This is a genomic window from Quyinboa mangrovi, from assembly GCF_042219825.1.
Lineage (GTDB): Bacteria > Bacteroidota > Bacteroidia > Bacteroidales > UBA5342 > JBHJHP01.
In genome coordinates this window covers 417,052-435,318 of the sequence record NZ_JBHJHQ010000003.1, presented here as the reverse complement: position 1 = coordinate 435,318, position 18,267 = coordinate 417,052, and the positions used below count along the sequence as shown (strand labels likewise).

Below are 18,267 nucleotides of genomic sequence, written 5' to 3'. Positions count from 1 at the left end.
ATCTTATGAGGAAAATAAATCACAAAACTTTATTCATCATGCTGTCTCTGGGGATCACTGCATGTCATGTTGCAGTTGAGAAACCGGAAAAAAGGGTTTTTAACGTTGACAAAGCCATACAGCATGCTGTTGATAAAGTAAAATTATCAGAAACCATACTCTCTGATACAAACCGGATGCCACGTACTATAGAAACCGGCAATAAGGAATGGAAACTGGCAAGCATTCACGACTGGACCAGTGGTTTCTGGCCCGGTATTTTGTGGTACAGCTTCGAGGCAACTGGCGATAGTACCATCCTTAAAGATGCAGAGAAATCAACAGAAGCATTATCCGGAGTATTGGATGTACCGGTTGCAGATCATGACCTTGGGTTCATGTTATACTGTAGCTATGGCAACGGTGAACGTCTGATCCATAAGCCGGGGTATAAAAAATGTATTATCAGAGCTGCAGATTCACTTGCAACCCTGTATAATCCTACTGTTGGAACAATACTGTCCTGGCCTGCGATGGTTCAAAAAATGAACTGGCCCCATAACACCATCATTGATAATATGATGAACCTGGAGTTGTTATTTCAGGCAACAAAATATGGTGGATCACCAAACCTTTATAATATAGCTGTGAAGCATGCTGAAACAACCTTGAAACATCATATTCGTCCTGATTATACCACGTATCACGTGGCCGTCTACGATACTGTAAACGGTGGTTTTATTAAAGGAGTAACGCATCAGGGATACAGTGACAGTTCCATGTGGGCCCGCGGTCAGGCCTGGGGAATATATGGGTTCACCATGTGCTACAGGGAGACCGGCAAACCTGAGTTTCTGGAGACCGCTGAAAAGCTGGCAGAGGTTTATTTAAGGAGGCTTCCAAATGATATGATCCCGTATTGGGATTTTGAAGATCCGGATATCCCTGATGCACCTAAGGATGCATCTTCCGCGGCTATTGTGGCTTCTGCTCTTCTGGAACTATCCGGCTTTGAAAAGAACGATACTTTGGCTGCCCGATATAAAAATGCTGCAGTAGATATGCTGGCTGAACTGTCATCTCATATGTATCAGGCACCTTCTGATATGCCTTGCATACTCATACATTCTACTGGAAATAAACCCAATTATTCTGAAATAGATGTTCCACTTATTTATGCAGATTATTATTACCTGGAAGCCTTATTACGGCTTAAAAATATTATGCTGGAAAATCCGGTTTAACATGTGATCTGAATCAGGGTATTGATAGTTCCCTGATTTAATTCATATCATAAAAAAAAGTCAGCTACGCTTGGGATTCGTAGCTGACGGGTGAAGTATTATTTATATGGAATAAATAATAGGAGCCTTAAGTCATATATGCTGTTACGATTACTTTATTAACCATAATTCAGCCGCTTCAATTGTTGAGAATGTTTTAGTATTACTGTAAGTGACCGCCGATTCCAGGAGAATAGATAGAACAGCATCACCGGGATTATTGGTTATGACAGCAACCCTGCTGTTGCAATGCATGTCGAAAAGATTTTTATAAAATGTGATTACTTCAGTAAACATGCTCACAGGAATGTCAAAATGGCCTTTGGAGCAATCAATAATTACGCCCCGTATTTCATGCGATGTGTCAATGGTATCAAATACTTTGTTCCATGACTGGAAAATCAAATCCTTAGTGATAATGCCTTCAACTGCTTTATATAGAATGCCTTTACTAAAACGGAAATCAACTAATGTATTCATATATCTGTCTATTCAGTTTGTAATGATGTGGTAGTGTTTTACATTCGCAATAAATATTTAACAAATGTTCATATTTTCAATGTGATTAAATTGCACATTTTTTAAGAATATATTCAAAAAATCGACCCTGTTTTGACTGATAATCCGCCTCAGTACTGATATTTCTATAATCCTATTTATAGAGATGCAATAAACATTTTGCTACTTTAGTCCTATAAAACCGGGAAATTTGCCAACTTGCAAGTCTTAACGAAGAGATCAGTGAGAATAAATGAACAGAGAAAAAGAAGCTAACTTAAATAAAAGATATTCACCAGATATTCTGGATTCTGAAAGATCTTTAATCATGTCTTTGGAGTATTTCAAAGATGTTTTCAATTCCATATCAACAGTTGCATTTGTATTAAACAGTACACGTCAGGTCATTTTTGCAAGTAATGAAACCTTACAGTTGCTGGATATAGAAACGGATAAAATACTGATAGGTATGCGACCAGGCGAAGTGGTTTCATGTATTCATGCTTCTGAAACGCCTCATGGGTGTAATACATCTGATTCTTGCAAGTATTGTGGTTTATTTCAGACTCTTAACGAATCTCAGAGACAGCAGGATAAAGTGACATCTGAATGCCGTATTAGTTCAAGCCAAGGAGATAAAACCATTGCATATGATTTTTCAGTGTCATCGGTACCAGTCAGGATAAGTCATAATATCTATTATATTGTTAGCCTGATTGATATAAGTTCAGATAAACGAAAGGAACAAATGGAGAAGATTTTCTTTCATGATCTGGTTAATTCTGTTGGCGGTATAAGTGGATTGATGGAATACCTTGACACCAGTTCGGATCTGAATAAAGAAAGGGATATTTTTAGCCATCTGAAGGATGCTAGTAAGGATATTCTGGAGCAGATTATTTCATTCAAACAACTCCTGAATGCCGAATCAGGCGAGTTAAAAGTAGACTTCATTGATGTCAGTGCTGTTGATATCATCCAGTCATCCGTTGATATAATATCTAAACATGAAGTAGTTAAAGGGAAAAAAATTGATTTCTCCGGTATTGAAAATATCAGGATTTATACGGATAAAGCATTACTAACCAGAATTATGGTTAACATGTTAAAAAATGCAGCTGAAGCTGTTAATGAAAGAAATTCAGTAATTCAGATCGGTGCCGGCAAGACGGATTCAATAGTTAAGTTTTGGGTTAAAAATGATTATGTAATGCCTGATTCCATTCAGAAACAGATTTTTCAGCGCTCTTTCTCCAGCAAAGGCAACGGTCGTGGATTAGGTACATACAGCATGAAAATTCTTGGCGAAAACTATCTGAATGGCAAAGTGGGATTTACAAGCAATAAAACAGATGGAACAACCTTTTTTATTGATCTTCCTACAGAATAAATCAGATTAATTTTGAAAGATATTATTCTGGAGCCATCTGAAAATATACAGTTTCCATTGTTCCCACTAATTCCTTGCCTGATATATTATATTGGATTTTATCAAATTTCCAGAAGCTGAGCAGTTGCACTGAAGACCAGTATCTCTTATATAATATAATTATGCCGGACATGATTCCAAACCTGGCAATAAGTGATAGGAAACAAGCTTTAATTTAAAGGGATAACCCTGTAAATCCTGTATTTTTGATATTGATTTGCAGATTGGAGATTCAATTTTAATTTAAAGTACTTTGGCTATGTATAAAACAATCATTCTTATAACACTCTTTTGTTTATCCGTTATCCATGTACAGGCCAGAAACTACCTTTTTCATACCAATGCAAATATTCAAAAGCTTAAGGCTCAGATACGAACCAGTGAAACTGTAGAAGCGGCCTGGAAAGCTCAACTTAACAGGGCCGATCAGCTTTCAATGCAGGACAAAAATGGAAGCAGGGATTGTCAGGAACTTGGATTGGTGTACAGAATGACCGGGGAAGTTAAATATGCTGAAGTAATTAAAAGGATATTGCTGGATTACACTGCCAGGGAAACCTGGGAAGGCAGGGATTTGCTGAACCGGATACCACCCTGGATTGCCGGACTGGGAACCTCGCATACCAGCTTTGATATTGCTTTAGGATACGACTGTATCTATGATTATCTGTCAACACGGGAACGCCAACAGATAGCGGAAGGATTTGTGAGGGTTGGCATCGAGCCTGCTCTGCATGACTGGCTGAATCCTCTGACGAACCAGCATACCTTCGATACCATGGGGCACAACTGGTGGAGCGCCTGTGTATATACGGCCGGATTATCATCTGTTGCTGTTAGAGATGAAATTCCGGAAGCGGAAGACTGGTTAGAAGAAATATCTGCCACTACCCCGGAATGGTTGAACTATGCCGGTAGTGTACTACAGAATAAACCGCCTACATTTGATAAGGACGGCGGCTGTTATGAGGGTATTAATTACACATCATACGGGATATCACAATACCTGTTGTACCGTTATGCCTTTTCCAATGTATTTCCTGATAAACAGCAACCCGAATTGCCTATTCTTGATAAAATTGCTGATTTTTTTATTTATACAACCTATTATACCAGTGAAGGACCAATGTCTGTCAATTTTGGGGATGGGAACCTGTCACGCAACGGAAATGCCTGCATAACCCTGTTGTGGGATATGGGTTACCAAGAAGACAGGTATGCATGGTACCTGAATCAGATGGTGAAGGGAAGTGATAGGGAAGCACTTCAATTGAATACGCCGGTTGGTCTGATCCTCTATCCGAGACTTCCCCGGTTGGATGAATCTTATGTGCCGGAATTACCAGATGCTCATTTGTATGCCGATATGGGTTGGGCAACCGTGCGTGATTCATGGGATGATAACGCAACCATGCTGGCAGTAAAATCCGGGTTTACCTGGAACCATGCACATGCTGATGCCAATTCATTTATCCTCTTTCATAAAGGGAAAAACCTGATCATGGATTCCGGAAATTCTTCTTATGGGAATCCACTGTACACGCAATATTATTGTCAGAGTGTGGCACAAAATGTAGTGTTATGGAACGGAAAGGCTCAACGTGAAAAAGATCAGTATTACGGCGTAATTCGTCCGGGGAAACTGTATAACCTGATTGACGGGAAAAACTTTAAATATCTGCTGGCAGATGCTACCGGACCAACAGCATTGTATTTTGCACGGAATTACCGGAGTTTTATCTGGGTGGGTGACGTGATCCTGATCATTGATGATCTGTTATCACATGAACCTGGGCAGTTCGAGTGGCTCCTGCATTATAATGGTGAATCCGAACGTCATGGTTTGGATCTTTCCATTAAAGAAGACGGCGCAGAAGTTCTGGTTCATCCATTATTTCCAGAGACCTTCCCTGATGGCGGCCTGCCACACGATTTTCCCGAAAAGATGAGACTGGAAGAACGGCAGGGTTATGCAGATCATCATCCTGAAAAAAAGGTATCATACTGGTCAGTGAGCCAGAATAAAATAACGGATCGAACCAAACTGATCAATGCTATCATCTTAAAAGACAATACGAATAAAGATAATCTGCCGCTACTGGAACGGTTTGAAGGAAAAAACTTCCTGGGTGTTCGGATTACTCAGAACGGTCAGATAACGGAGGTTTATTTAAACCTGCTGGCCGATGGACGGATCAAACACCGCAACAGTGTAATAGATATGAACGGTTGGAGTACAGATACGTATCTACTGGCTGTAAGCTATAAACAAAATGAAAAAGAATGTACCACCGAAAATATTGATGATCTGTTTATGGCACACGGAAGTTATCTGCGAAGGGATTACAAAGTACTGGCGCATGCCTTGTCAAAATACACCATGTTGGTTGAAGATTTTAATGGACAGCCCCATGTAACTTTTCATGGTCAGCCAGATGTAAATTTTCAATTGCATCAGAAACATCCGGATTCAGATTTGAGTATAAATGGTAATACCGTTAGAGGAGAATACAATAAAGAACTAAAAACGGTAAACGTAAAAATTGAATAATTCGGGACACTTCAGCAGTATTTACTTGCATTTACTGATAATTGATAGCCAATTGTTGATAATTTAAAGTCTGTTTTCTGCAGAGTTTTCAAATTTGTTGATCGATACAACACTGAATTATTGAAAGTACTGTGAGATATAGAATATGAATGGGGATACAATTAAAATTTTACTGATTACGCATCTTGAAAACAATGAAATTAAGACATTTTCCGAAAACTTAGGTCATGAATTTCAGGTTACCGTAACTTTGGCGGAAAATGTAAAAAGTATTATTCATGGGCAATATTTTGATAGTATTCTGTATTTCAGCAGTGGTTCTCTTTCGCAATGTATGAGTATAGGTACCATTATCAGAAGCAGCTATCAAAATAGTACTTCTCCCATATTTATTTTAAATACCCGTGTTCAAAAGGATTGTTTGAAACACTGCCTTAATGTTTTTGGTGTTGACGTCCTGAACTGGCCTGTAAACCATGGTTATTTAATACTTAAAATCCAAAATGTTCTGACTTACAGAAAGGAGATTATAAAAAAAGTGTATGCAGAGATTGCAGGAGCTGATAATGAAAAAGATTTTATAAAGGAGGTTGCTGCAACAATACTGGAGCATATGGACGATACAGATTTTGGGGTAGGTAAATTAAGCCGTATAATGGGTATTTCCAAAAACCATCTTTACAGGAAAATTAAAAAGCTTACCGGAATGACGGTTGTAAGTTTTATCCAGAATGAAAAACTGAAAGTTGCCCGGTACTTATTGGAAAATGGAGAATTGAATATTTCTGAAATTGCATTTAAAACAGGGTTTTCGTCACCATCATATTTCACAAGGGCGTTCAGTATGAGTTATGGTAAAAATCCAAAATATTTTCGGCAAAGATTAGCAGAAAATCGTCTTAAGGAAGTGATATAAATATTCATCGGATAATTAATGCGTCTTTAAATGAATAAAGTAATAAAAGTTCTTTTTGTTTGTCTGTTGTGTTTATTGCTCACGCGTTCTGTGGTGAATGCGGAGCATGCAGAAAAGACAAATAGTGATAAACTGTACACTTACAATATGCCTAAACAATCGTATGACAAATTGTATAACGACGATTTTACGGTTAAGGTTCGCCTGAAAAACCAGGAGTGGAAAGAAGTTCCTGGCTACCTGGTGAAAGTTGATGAAGTGGATGGTTCAAAACATCACGTTGAAAATGCGTCTATGTGTTATTTTGATTTTTCAGGTACAGTTGAAGTATCCGTGACATATAATAAGGGGTCGGTAAATACTGCACGGATCAGGCCTCTCTCCTATGGAATAGAACCAAAGATTATTGGGAATACAGTATATTTTTCTTTGTCTCAGTCACGGAATTTGTCTGTAGATGTAAACGGCGATATATTTCATAATCTGCACATGTTTGCTAATCCGGTTGATAATTTTATTCCTGATACCACTGATGCTGGTCTGATTTATTTTGGACCCGGAATTCATCAGTTTGAAAACAACAGGTTTTATGTGCCTTCCGGTAAAACGGTCTATGTTGCAGGTGGAGCTGTTCTGATGGGGCAAATACTGATTGAGAATGTCCGGGATGTAAAAGTGCTCGGGCGGGGAATAATTGATAACTCCGTAAAAATGGGAGTTCTTATCGCCAATTCAAAAAATGTAAAAGTAGAAGGAATTATTTGTACACAATGTGCTACAGGTGGTTCCGACAGTGTAACAATTAGTAATGTTAAAAGCATCAGTTACTTTGGCTGGGGAGATGGCATGAATGTATTTGCAAGCAATAACATATTATTTGATGGTGTATTTTGCCGCAATTCGGATGATTGTACAACCGTATATGCTACGCGCAAAGGATTTAGCGGAGGCTGTAAAAATATTACAATGCAAAATTCAACACTCTGGGCTGATGTGGCACATCCCGTTATGATCGGAATTCACGGGAACAGTGAAAATCCGGATGTGATTGAAAATCTGAAATATTCCAATATAGACATAATTGATCATAAGGAAATGCAGGTCGACTACCAAGGCTGTATGACGATAAATGCTGGTGATAACAACTTCATCAAAGACGTTCTTTTTGAAGATATCAGGGTGGAGGATTTCAGAGAAGGTCAACTTGTAAACCTTCGTATTTTTTATAATAAAAAGTATTGCAATGCTCCTGGACTGGGAATAGAGAATGTGACCTTTCGGAACGTGGAATATAATGGCAAAAATGCCAACATATCGATAATTGCAGGATATAATCAGCAAAGAATGGTTAAGAATATAACCTTTGAAAATTTAAAGATAAACGGGGAACTGATTTATGATGAAATGGAGGGAAAACCTGCGTGGTATAAAACATCTGATATGGCAAGGTTTTTTGTAGGGGAGCACGTGGAAGGAATATCCTTTATCAAAACAGAAGATTAACTGAACAAAATATTTTTCATGAGACCATTTTTTAACATTAAGTACTTTTTGACCTTATTACTCATCTGTGTAACGGTTGGAATGTATTCACAGGGATTTAAGCATCCCGGCATGCTGCATACCAATGAAGATTTTATACGGATAAAAGCACAATTGGCTGCAAATAATCCGGCGGTTGTTGCAGGCTACAATAATTTAAAAACCAATGAATGGTCCCAGTCAAATGTTGGGACATGGCCTGTTGAAATCATTAAAAGAGGAATTGCCGGTGATGAAAATTACATTAATGCAGCACGTGGAGCACATGCTGCTTATCTGAATGCATTGCGCTGGAAAATCAGCGGTGACGTGGCACATGCAAACAGGGCTGTTTATATTCTGAACAGCTGGGCAGATGTGACGAAAGATATAGGAGGAAATACCAATATGTCACTTGCATCAGGTCTGTATGGGTATGAATTTGCCAATGCAGCCGAACTGATGCGGGATTATGTTGGTTGGAAGCCGGCCGATTTTAAGAAATTCCAGAAATGGATGCAAAATGTTTGGTATCCAAGGATATATGATTTTTTAAGCAGGCGACATGATACCTGGGCCCAGGGAACTCCCGGACATTACTGGTCAAACTGGGGTCTATGCAATGTTCTGGCCATGATGAGTATTGGTATTTTGTGTGATGATGAATTTATTTACAATCAGGGAGTTGCATATTATAAATACGATAAGGTTGGTACGTTTAAAGATGATACAACACTGACCCGTGTTGATAACTGGGGACTTACTGAGTTTATTGGGAATCTTGTTCCTGTTGTTCATAGTGACAGCAGGGGCCCATTGGGTAAAATAGGTCAGATGCAGGAATCAGGCAGAGACCAGGGTCATGCTACTATGGCGCTTGGATTAGCAGTAGATATTTGCCAGACCGCATGGAACCAGGGGGACGATTTATTTGGATATATGGATAACAGGTTGCTGGCCGGAATAGCTTACATTGCGGCATATAACTCAGGAATTGATGATCTGCCATGGACTGAATACTGGTATCATGATGTAAGAACAGACTACTGGAATTCATGGAGACAAACAGGTCCAAATGGCGGAAGCAGAGGCCAGTTCAGACCATACTGGGACCGAATATTAGGCCATTATGAAGGGATAAAAGGTATTACTTTAAATTATTCACATCACATGGCCGATATGGTTGTAGCTGACGGAGGAGCCTGGGGTAGTACAAGCGGAGGTTATGACCATCTTGGTTTCAGCACCTTAACCTGTACGCGTCCGGCAATTTCACCTGAGGATGGACCGTTGACATTAGGTACATCGATTATATATAATGGTAAAACTTATCAGCAGGGAGAATTGAGTAATGTTACTCCTGGAAGTACTATAACATTAGTGCCGTTATTACCAGACACAGTAGTAGATACAGGAAGCTGGATGTGGAATACCGGCAGCACAACAAAGGATTTGGAAATTAGTGCAGACAGCAGTGCCTTATATCGCGTGAAATACACTAAAAATGGCATTGAGAGTTCACAGTTGTTTAGTATTTCAGTATATGGCGATTGCAGACCTGATACCTATTCATATTCGATGACAACCAGTGATGGTGTGGTCAATGATACTGTTGTAACAGTCATGCAGAATTCAAAAGTCATTATGTCAACATGGGCTTCATCTTGGCATTCAACATTTCTGTGGAATACAGGGGAAACATCAGGAACAAAGGAAGCATACATTGCAAAGGCAGACACACTCTTTTCAGTAGTCGGAACAAATATGGGAGGAGCTGAAGTAACCCTTAACTTCCACATTAAGGTAAAACCTCTGGGGGCAAGTTATAAAGTTGGAGATGGCGATATAATATTCCGTGATAAGGTTGTTGTTGTTGCAGGTCAAAACGTTACTTTAATGCCAGTAGTAAAGGCTGGTATGGAAGGCGGGACCTGGTTTTGGAGCAGTGGTGAAACAACACAGAACCTTGTGCTGGGAAACATTCAGGAGGAGAAAGAAATCACCGTTACATATTCTATAGAAGGATCAGACTATTCACAGGCTTTTTCTGTAACTATTGTGCCCGATACCAATTCATTTGCATATTGGCCCATGGATGAGGGGCATGGGAATATTATCCATGATGTTTGGGCCGGCAACGATGGTGAAACTAATTCGTGTGGCTGGACAAAAATGGGCGCAAATAACAATGGCGTTAGCTTTGATGGAGGTGCTTCATCCTACATAAAGCTTCCAACAGATTTTCTAAGTACTCTGAACGATTTTACGGTTTCAACATGGGTGAAACCTGATGCGGTTGACACCTGGGCTCGTGTCTGGGACTTTGGAACCAATACCAGCTATAATATGTTTCTGACTGGAAAAGCAAGCGATGGATATGTTCGTTTTGCCATAAAGGCTGGTGGTAGTGAGCAACAAATAATGACTACAAAAACTATTATTACCGATGAATGGACGCATATTGCAGTGACCAAATCAGGTAATACAGCCACAATGTATATCAATGGAGAGACGGTTGGTCAAAACACGTCGATGGCAATAAAACCATCGGATTTAGGCTATACAGAAAATAACTATGTAGGTAAATCACAGTGGCCTGATCCAATGTTTAGAGGAACCATTGACGAATTTCGTATTTATAGCAGTGCTATGACGAAAGCTGATATTGTCAAAATAATGGAGTCGGTTAAACCTTTTGACCCTGCATATTCACTGAATAGCGGTGAGGCCGTTTTTGATAGTATAGTTCCTGTACTATCGGGTCAGTCCGTTAAGCTAATACCTGTTTTTAAGCCAGGCATGAATATGACAGGTGGTACCTGGCTATGGAGTGATGGCAGTACCGATCAGAATCTTATTTTGGAAGATGTTCAGAAATCGGACAGCATTTCGGTTTCTTATGCGTATAATGGCAATACGTATGTACAAACCTATATCATTAACATGGCGAAAGATGTAACCTCAACTTACCTAGATAATCCGGGATTTGACATTAACTGCAATTATGTTCAGGGAACAGGTAGCGGTATCGATCTCGGCGCAGGAAATGGAGCGGTACAGGTAATAGAAGGTTGGACAAGGATACAAAACGGGGAGTGGACTGCCGGATCAACCTACGAATATGGTTACCTTGGCACATTTAATGGAGTAAATGTCCCTTCAACCGGATCGGACGGTGCAGCAGGAGGTGGAGCCGGAGCAGTAGGTATATCTGCTGGCTGGACAGGTTCTGCGGTATATTATCAGACAGTTACTTTACCTGCCGGAAAGTATAATCTGGCGTATTGTGCATATAATGCAAACACCAATGCCAATCAGGGAGAATGTCTGGTAGGTTGGGTGCCAAACAGTGGTAATGCTGTCATGTCTTCAAAATCATCTTTTGGCAATGGAGCCTGGGAAACAGAAGTAATAACTTTTACCTTGCCGGAAGTGGCATCCGGCAAAATTCAGGTTGGTCTTCAGTCGGTTAATGCGGGTACCGGCGATCATGCTAAAATATTTATTGATTATGTTAATCTTAAGGTATTTTCTGACGGAACAAATACAGGAATACCATTAATCCATTCCGGAGATCCGGAAATCCGGATTTATCCAACGGTTTCAGGTACAGGCTATTTTACTTTGAGTACAGATGGGACTTCTGCATTTATATCCATCTATAATCTGACAGGAGACGAAGTGAAGCAAATTTCGACAGAATCAAAAAGCATTACTTTTAATTTGCCGGATTCTCAGATGTATATTGTTAAAGTACAAACTGAAAAGACATCGAACGTATTTAAAATTATAAGCAGGTAGAGTAGTTTTACCTGAAATCAGGGGAAAGATTATTGACGAGAATCATTAGGATTGCATAAAAAATATAATTCTTCAAAATATTACCAGTTACCGACTTTAGTTTTGATTTTAACCTCAAAGGTCAGCCTCATTCCGAGGCTGACCTTTTTTATGCCATCATGGATTATATGGCCCTTTAACCACTAACTTATCACCTGACAAATCCACTTCGAACAAATGTGGAATTCTTACAGTGCGTCCGTTTACTTTTTTATGGCTGTGCACCGACATCAAATCTTTTCCATCCAGTGTTTTAAATAACATGCCATGGCCAAAATTTGCCGGTGTTATTGGTTCTTTTTGCTGAATCCAGGGGCCATCAAGTGTGCCACTTTCTGAGTAAGCCACACCTTGTGTATACACATCGTAAATCCAGCTTGTCCAGATCATTCCCAGTCTGCCGGTTCCGGTTTTAAAAAGATAGGGACCATCCGTAACCTTATTCGGTTTAACGTTTCCATTTTCATCACGTTCCTTGCTCCAGGGTGAATCACTGGCCCTGAACAGTACCTTACCTTCCCCTATAGAGCCTGAAAGATCAGGTTTAAGTTCTATTTTCTCAATTGTACCGTTCCAGTTTTGCAACCATTCATAGCAGTAAATCATATATGGTTTACCATCCTTATCCACCCAGAAAGTGCCATCAAGTGTTGGCTTGTCCGCCGGAAGATAGGTTGGATCATTCATGGGTACATAAGGACCATCCGGTGTGTCACTGACCAGTACGTGACTGGCTCTTCTGTTAATGACATTGCCACGCACAGTGTCTATATTTACACTTCTGTTGGTAAACGTGGCGAAATAATAATACTTTCCTTTGTACTGATGCAATTCTGCAGCCCAGATCATAGGGCGTGGTCCCATCCAGGAATCCGGATCTGTTTTAGCTACAATATACGGGCCAGTCCATTCTTTCAGATTTTTGCTTTTCCAAAGCAGACCACCTGTTCCAGTCATGTAATACATCTGAGTGTTTTGATCTGCCAGAATACATGGATCACTAAGACGGATAGAATCCAGCGGTATATTCTCCTTAACTTCTGGTTTCCAGCGTTGTGCAGAAAGCTGAAAGAAGCTTGCTGCGGTTAAAATTAAAGTTAACAGTGTTTTCATGTGCTTGTATAATGTTATGTTTGTGTTCTTTTGGTATGTGCTGCTTAAGCAGGAAAATTCTCTGTTTACACTACAGGAAATTTAACGTTACATATTTTCATCATGCCATATAAAAATTGACCATTATCCGTAAAGTTAACAAAATCCGTGATGTTTAAGGTTGTGGTCATTAAGGAACAGTAAATTAAGGTTGAATTCCATTAAAAAAAGCCAGCCTCAGTTAAGCGGCTGACTTTCTTTTGTTACTAAAATAGCCAGGAAACAATAACAATTTCCGTTACACAATCAGTATCCTTTCGTTCTGCAATTTTGTATGACTGCATAAACTTCAGGATCACTGCTTAAATAGATTGGCCTTCGAATACGCCTGAATGTTCCAAAGGAACAAGGTCCCCTTCAAATGTCAGTCGTCCCGGACGTAAACCGGTGACACTGGCACTGGAAATATTTCCGGCATTTACGTTGAAACTTACATCATAGATCCCAATACTCGTCATTACATTCATTTGTACGTAAAACGAATCGTTTTTAGGATCTTCCTTTACAGTCCATTTAGTGATTTTACCTTTAGCTGTAATACCTCCAACGCCGTTCGGGCCTATTCTGTAGTTTGATCCTACCTGGATAACTGCAGTGGATGAATCTACCATTACAAAATTAATGGAGGAGTTAACCCATGCACGATTACCCCATTTGTCCATCAGATGATCAGCTTCCAGAACAAAGTCCCTGTTAAGAAGCATGTTCCGGGTCTGATTATAGTCCTTTTCCTGCTGAGCTTTTTCTTCACGTTTGTCAATTTGTTTTTTTTCGGCCCTGCTTACCTGACCCATCCCATTCGCAACGAAAGCAAATGGCATAAGTACCAACAACATTATCAAAAATCTCTTTTTCATGACTTTCGTTTTTTTGATAATATTCCCTTCAAAATCAGTTCCAAAGTTATGTTTTGATGGCTCTAATAGTCTTAAATTCAGAATATTTAGCAGTAAGCAACACTAATTAATAGTGCCGTTTTATTCAGGAACAAATTTTGTGACCTTATTTGATTTTGGTTTGAGCGTTTGCAAATAGGCAAAAATTGCTTTCAGATCGTATTCATCCATGGTACTGTACATCATCCATGGCATTTCAGAGTTAAAATCACCATGGTGTATCTCCTGAGGTGAGTATGAACTGTCAGCATAAACCTTGAACCGGGCAACGAAACTCTCTGCAGTCCAATTGCCGATGCCTGTCTCTTTGTCGGGTGTTAAATTGGCAGAGTAGACTTTCCCTCCTGTGCGTAATGGGAATTCCATACCACCTGCATATTGCATATCCATAATAAACTGACCGTTTTTCATTGGCGTATGACAATCGGTGCAGGATGCTGCTGTAATCATATACTCCCCGTAAGCCAATAAGTCACTTTTATCCGGCCTTTTAGTGAATTCTGGTTCTTTAGGAATTGTATGGATGATCAGACTCATAGGAAAATCAGATTTTGATGCAGGCACAGTATGTTCTATTGGTTCAATGGTTCTCAGGTAGGCAATTACAGAATAGATGTCCTCTTTATCCAGTTTAGCATAATTGAGATAAGGCATGACCGGAAACAACGCCTTCCCTTCTTTGTTAACACCGCTGGTAATAGCTCTAAGCAATTCGCCGTCCGTCCAGTCTGAAAGTGCAGCAGGTGTAATATTTGGTGTGTAATACTTGCCGGGAAAGCCCATTTCCTGATCAAAAACTTCACCGCCTTCACCCCGTGTGCCTGATTCAGGTGGGCCGGAAAATAAGTTCCAGTCCCGTTGCGAATGGCAGTCCATACACAACATAACACTGTTGGCCAGGTATTTGCCCCGGGCAACCTGTTCTGGTGTAATTTCCACATTTACATTCTCCTGAACCGGAATGTTTGGCAGTGCATATTTAAGATAAAGCACAAATCCGATCACAACAATCACAATAACCAGGAATCCATAACCCAGAATTTTCTTAAACTTTTTCATCACATTATATTTAAAGGTTTCCATCAGGAGAGTACAACGAAAATGCGAAAGAATAAGTGAGATTCAATTTTGGAGATAAAATAACGGAGGCGAACTGATCCGGTTATATAACCGTAACCTGACATAAAATTAAGAAAAATAGAAACACATAAAAAGATATTTCTGAACATATAAGAGCATTGATGGACTTTTTAAAAGTCAGTTGACATAGACTGATTTACAGACTGGCATAAAGGAGATTATACTAAATATAGTGCTTTCTGCCACTGTTCCGGTTCAAAAAAAATCCGTATTTTAGATAAAAATTGAGAGCCATGAAAACTTTAATGTGGAGTTTTGCCTTGCTGCTGGTATTGTCGTCTTGTTCTTTGGATAGACAGACGAAAATTAAGAAACGTAGCCATCCCAGTCATATTTACAATTTTGTTGATATTACACATCAAAAACTTGGCTACAAGGAAACGGATTATGTGCCCGTGTATTCTGACATTTACCACAAAGATGGTTCGGAAAGGTTTTTATTGACCACCACACTTAGCATCCGAAACACTTCGTTCACAGATTCGGCTTACATTGTATCTGCAGTATATAACGATTCTTATGGGAAAAAACTGGCCGAATACATTGATTCAACTATTCTTCTTTCACCACTGGAATCTATCGAATTTGTGGTCGGTGAAAAAGAGTCTCAGGGTGGTGCCGGAGCTCATTTTTTGGTTGACTGGACAGCCAGGGATAATTCGGATCAACTGCTGATACAGACTGTTATGATTGGTTCTTATGGACAACAGGGGATATCGTTTACGGCCGATGCCAAAATAATTAAAAGCGCATACACGAAATAAATGGTATTGTCAGTTCACAGGGACTTAGTCATTATTTTTGTGTTTTCTCATTCCCCAAATATTCCCTATTTTTAACCCTTAAGTATGTTTTAACCTTATAATATCATGAATAAAGTCCTTATGTTCTGCCTGCTGATGTTAAGCAGTGCAGGTTTTGCACAGAATCTTTCCAACGATTTTCCCTGGTTTGATGGTTCAAAATCCTTTGATGAACGAATAGATCTTTTGTTACAGGAAATGACGCTGGAAGAAAAAACCAGCCAGCTGCTGAACGCCAGTCCTGCCATAGAACGCCTGGGTATATTTCAATATAACTGGTGGAGTGAGGCACTTCATGGTGTGGCTCGATCCGGACGCGCCACGGTATTTCCTCAGGCCATTGGTCTGGCTGCAACCTTCGATCCGGAACTGGAATACCGCATCGGCGATGCCATTTCGGATGAAGCCAGGGCCATCAATAACGATCTGGTTGCTTCAGGAAAACCCTACATACAATATATGGGGCTTTCATTCTGGAGCCCGAATGTAAATATATTCCGTGATCCCAGATGGGGCCGTGGTCAGGAGACCTTTGGAGAAGATCCATTCTTATCCGGTAGCATGGGCGCCGCTTTTATCAAAGGGATGCAGGGCGATGATCCAAAGTATTTGAAGACTGCTGCCTGTGCCAAACATTTTGCGGTCCATAGCGGACCCGAAGCGGACCGCCACCATTTTGATGCCGTGGTGAGTGATAAGGATCTATACGAAACCTATCTTCCTGCCTTTAAAATGTGTGTGGATGCAGGCGTGGAAGCCGTGATGTGTGCCTATAACCGTACCAATCATCTGCCATGCTGTGGCAGCAATCCGCTCTTGGTTGATATTTTAAGAAATCAGTGGGGTTTTAACGGCCACATTGTGAGTGATTGTGGTGCTATTGCCAATTTTCACAGAACCCATCATGTTACTGAAACGGCAGAACAGTCTGCTGCTATGGCCATAAAGAGTGGTGTGGATATCAATTGCGGTAGTACCTACCATGCACTTGTAAAAGCTGTAAACGACGGACTGATCTCGGAAATTGATATCAATAACCGCTTAAGGGAAGTACTGCGTACCCGGTTCAAACTTGGACTCTTTGATCCTCCTACCGATAATCCATATACAAAAATACCGGTATCCGTCATCAACAGTAAAGAGAATAGGGCACTGGCCCGGGAAGCAGCACTTAAATCGGTTGTCTTGCTGCAGAACAAGAACAATACGCTGCCATTAAAAAAGGATCTGAACTTTGTGTATATCGGAGGTCCGTTTGCAGGGGATATTCATTCCCTCATTGGTAACTACCACGGGTTAAGTGATAACATGGTAACGCTTGTGGAGGGTGTGGTTTCGAAAACATCACCTTCAACACGTGTGGGTTACCGGGCCGGAACATTAGCTGCCACTGAGAATAAGAATCCCATAGACTGGTACAGCGGACAGGCAGGTGAGGCGGATGTCACCATTGTAGGTATGGGATTAACCATGTTAATAGAAGGAGAGGAAGGTGAAGCCATTGCATCGGAATTTAAAGGGGACAATCTGAGCATGAAATTACCTGAAGCACAGATGAAGTATCTACGAAAAATAGCTCAACGCAAAGGCAATAAGAAGCTTGTCGTAGTGCTGTTTGCAGGAAGTCCTTTGGATCTGACAGAAATAAGCAATCTTGCTGACGCCATCGTTTATGCCTGGTATCCGGGTGAAGAAGGTGGAAACGCCGTGGCGGATATCATATTTGGCGATGCATCTCCATCGGGTAAATTACCAATCACCTTTCCAAAATCTTTGGATCAACTGCCTCCCTACGCTGATTATAACATGGAGAACCGGACCTATAAATACATGAAAGCTGACCCCATGTATCCGTTTGGGTTCGGATTGACTTACGGTGATATTGAACTTGGTGAGCTTGCTGTTGAGAAAACAGGAAAAGGAAAATCCAAACAACTGACTATTAATGTACCGGTTCAGAACAATGGTAAGGTCCAAACAGACGAAGTGATACAGCTTTATATCACCCTTCCGAATGCAAAAGTAAAAGTACCACAGGCGGATCTTAAGGCATTTCAACGGATTACGCTTGATCCGGAATCAAAACAAAACCTGAGTTTTAGACTGACGCCGGCAGAGATATCATACATCAACGATAAAGGTGAAACGGTAAATTATAAGGGGAAAGTGAAAATTATGGTGGGTAATGCCTCGCCCGGAGAACGAAGTGCAGAACTGGGTGCATCGGTAAGGGAAGTTGTGGTTGATTATAAATAACCT

12 protein-coding genes are annotated in these 18,267 nt (G+C 40.2%); 8 read left to right on the top strand and 4 right to left on the bottom strand.

Translation table 11 applies throughout. The features are described 5' to 3' along the window. Positions 1-5 precede the first annotated feature (5 nt). Entirely contained in the window at positions 6-1,223 is a 1,218-nt protein-coding gene (locus ACE1ET_RS07890; protein WP_375727838.1) for a glycoside hydrolase family 88 protein, read from the top strand. Positions 1,224-1,373: 150 nt separating this feature from the next. On the opposite strand, the gene ACE1ET_RS07885 is transcribed toward ACE1ET_RS07890, so the two are convergent. Beyond that, entirely contained in the window at positions 1,374-1,742 is a 369-nt protein-coding gene (locus tag ACE1ET_RS07885; RefSeq protein WP_375727837.1) for a hypothetical protein, read from the bottom strand. Between the two features lie 271 nt (positions 1,743-2,013). Between ACE1ET_RS07885 and ACE1ET_RS07880 the strand changes: the two genes are divergently transcribed. The 5 genes from ACE1ET_RS07880 to ACE1ET_RS07860 all read left to right on the top strand — a co-directional run bounded on the left by ACE1ET_RS07880 (position 2,014) and on the right by ACE1ET_RS07860 (position 11,978). Further along, positions 2,014-3,150: a sensor histidine kinase gene (locus tag ACE1ET_RS07880; RefSeq protein ID WP_375727836.1), complete on the top strand. Its 1,137-nt coding sequence runs from the start codon at positions 2,014-2,016 to the stop codon at positions 3,148-3,150. Positions 3,151-3,448: 298 nt separating this feature from the next. Beyond that, positions 3,449-5,740: a heparinase II/III domain-containing protein gene (locus ACE1ET_RS07875; RefSeq protein WP_375727835.1), complete on the top strand. Its 2,292-nt coding sequence runs from the start codon at positions 3,449-3,451 to the stop codon at positions 5,738-5,740. A gap of 145 nt (positions 5,741-5,885) precedes the next feature. Further along, positions 5,886-6,656: a helix-turn-helix domain-containing protein gene (locus tag ACE1ET_RS07870; RefSeq protein ID WP_375727834.1), complete on the top strand. Its 771-nt coding sequence runs from the start codon at positions 5,886-5,888 to the stop codon at positions 6,654-6,656. A gap of 30 nt (positions 6,657-6,686) precedes the next feature. Further along, positions 6,687-8,159, top strand: coding sequence for a glycosyl hydrolase family 28 protein (locus tag ACE1ET_RS07865; protein WP_375727833.1), 1,473 nt, complete (start codon positions 6,687-6,689; stop codon positions 8,157-8,159). 18 nt (positions 8,160-8,177) lie between these two features. Further along, on the top strand, positions 8,178-11,978 hold the full coding sequence (locus ACE1ET_RS07860; protein WP_375727832.1) for a LamG-like jellyroll fold domain-containing protein: 3,801 nt from the start codon (positions 8,178-8,180) through the stop codon (positions 11,976-11,978). A gap of 156 nt (positions 11,979-12,134) precedes the next feature. On the opposite strand, the gene ACE1ET_RS07855 is transcribed toward ACE1ET_RS07860, so the two are convergent. The 3 genes from ACE1ET_RS07855 to ACE1ET_RS07845 all read right to left on the bottom strand — a co-directional run bounded on the left by ACE1ET_RS07855 (position 12,135) and on the right by ACE1ET_RS07845 (position 15,124). Next, positions 12,135-13,130 (bottom strand): glycoside hydrolase family 43 protein, encoded by a 996-nt coding sequence (locus ACE1ET_RS07855; RefSeq protein ID WP_375727831.1) that lies wholly within the window; start codon positions 13,128-13,130, stop codon positions 12,135-12,137. Positions 13,131-13,471: 341 nt separating this feature from the next. After that, on the bottom strand, positions 13,472-14,026 hold the full coding sequence (locus tag ACE1ET_RS07850; RefSeq protein ID WP_375727830.1) for a DUF4251 domain-containing protein: 555 nt from the start codon (positions 14,024-14,026) through the stop codon (positions 13,472-13,474). A gap of 120 nt (positions 14,027-14,146) precedes the next feature. Continuing rightward, complete coding sequence (locus tag ACE1ET_RS07845; protein ID WP_375727829.1) at positions 14,147-15,124, bottom strand: c-type cytochrome; 978 nt, start codon at positions 15,122-15,124, stop codon at positions 14,147-14,149. A gap of 314 nt (positions 15,125-15,438) precedes the next feature. On the opposite strand from ACE1ET_RS07845, the gene ACE1ET_RS07840 reads away from it, so the two are divergent. After that, positions 15,439-15,969, top strand: coding sequence for a DUF3124 domain-containing protein (locus ACE1ET_RS07840; RefSeq protein WP_375727828.1), 531 nt, complete (start codon positions 15,439-15,441; stop codon positions 15,967-15,969). 105 nt (positions 15,970-16,074) lie between these two features. Further along, positions 16,075-18,264 (top strand): glycoside hydrolase family 3 N-terminal domain-containing protein, encoded by a 2,190-nt coding sequence (locus ACE1ET_RS07835; RefSeq protein ID WP_375727827.1) that lies wholly within the window; start codon positions 16,075-16,077, stop codon positions 18,262-18,264. The last annotated feature ends 3 nt before the right edge of the window (positions 18,265-18,267 follow it).

Bases quoted from the DNA above. Each gene is read 5' to 3' on its own strand.
- ACE1ET_RS07865 (WP_375727833.1), top strand. From the start codon at position 6,687: ATGAATAAAGTAATAAAAGTTCTTTTTGTTTGTCTGTTGTGTTTATTG.
- ACE1ET_RS07885 (WP_375727837.1), bottom strand. From the start codon at position 1,742: ATGAATACATTAGTTGATTTCCGTTTTAGTAAAGGCATTCTATATAAA.
- ACE1ET_RS07860 (WP_375727832.1), top strand. From the start codon at position 8,178: ATGAGACCATTTTTTAACATTAAGTACTTTTTGACCTTATTACTCATC.
- ACE1ET_RS07880 (WP_375727836.1), top strand. From the start codon at position 2,014: ATGAACAGAGAAAAAGAAGCTAACTTAAATAAAAGATATTCACCAGAT.
- ACE1ET_RS07845 (WP_375727829.1), bottom strand. From the start codon at position 15,124: ATGAAAAAGTTTAAGAAAATTCTGGGTTATGGATTCCTGGTTATTGTG.
- ACE1ET_RS07850 (WP_375727830.1), bottom strand. From the start codon at position 14,026: ATGAAAAAGAGATTTTTGATAATGTTGTTGGTACTTATGCCATTTGCT.
- ACE1ET_RS07840 (WP_375727828.1), top strand. From the start codon at position 15,439: ATGAAAACTTTAATGTGGAGTTTTGCCTTGCTGCTGGTATTGTCGTCT.
- ACE1ET_RS07875 (WP_375727835.1), top strand. From the start codon at position 3,449: ATGTATAAAACAATCATTCTTATAACACTCTTTTGTTTATCCGTTATC.
- ACE1ET_RS07855 (WP_375727831.1), bottom strand. From the start codon at position 13,130: ATGAAAACACTGTTAACTTTAATTTTAACCGCAGCAAGCTTCTTTCAG.
- ACE1ET_RS07835 (WP_375727827.1), top strand. From the start codon at position 16,075: ATGAATAAAGTCCTTATGTTCTGCCTGCTGATGTTAAGCAGTGCAGGT.
- ACE1ET_RS07890 (WP_375727838.1), top strand. From the start codon at position 6: ATGAGGAAAATAAATCACAAAACTTTATTCATCATGCTGTCTCTGGGG.
- ACE1ET_RS07870 (WP_375727834.1), top strand. From the start codon at position 5,886: ATGAATGGGGATACAATTAAAATTTTACTGATTACGCATCTTGAAAAC.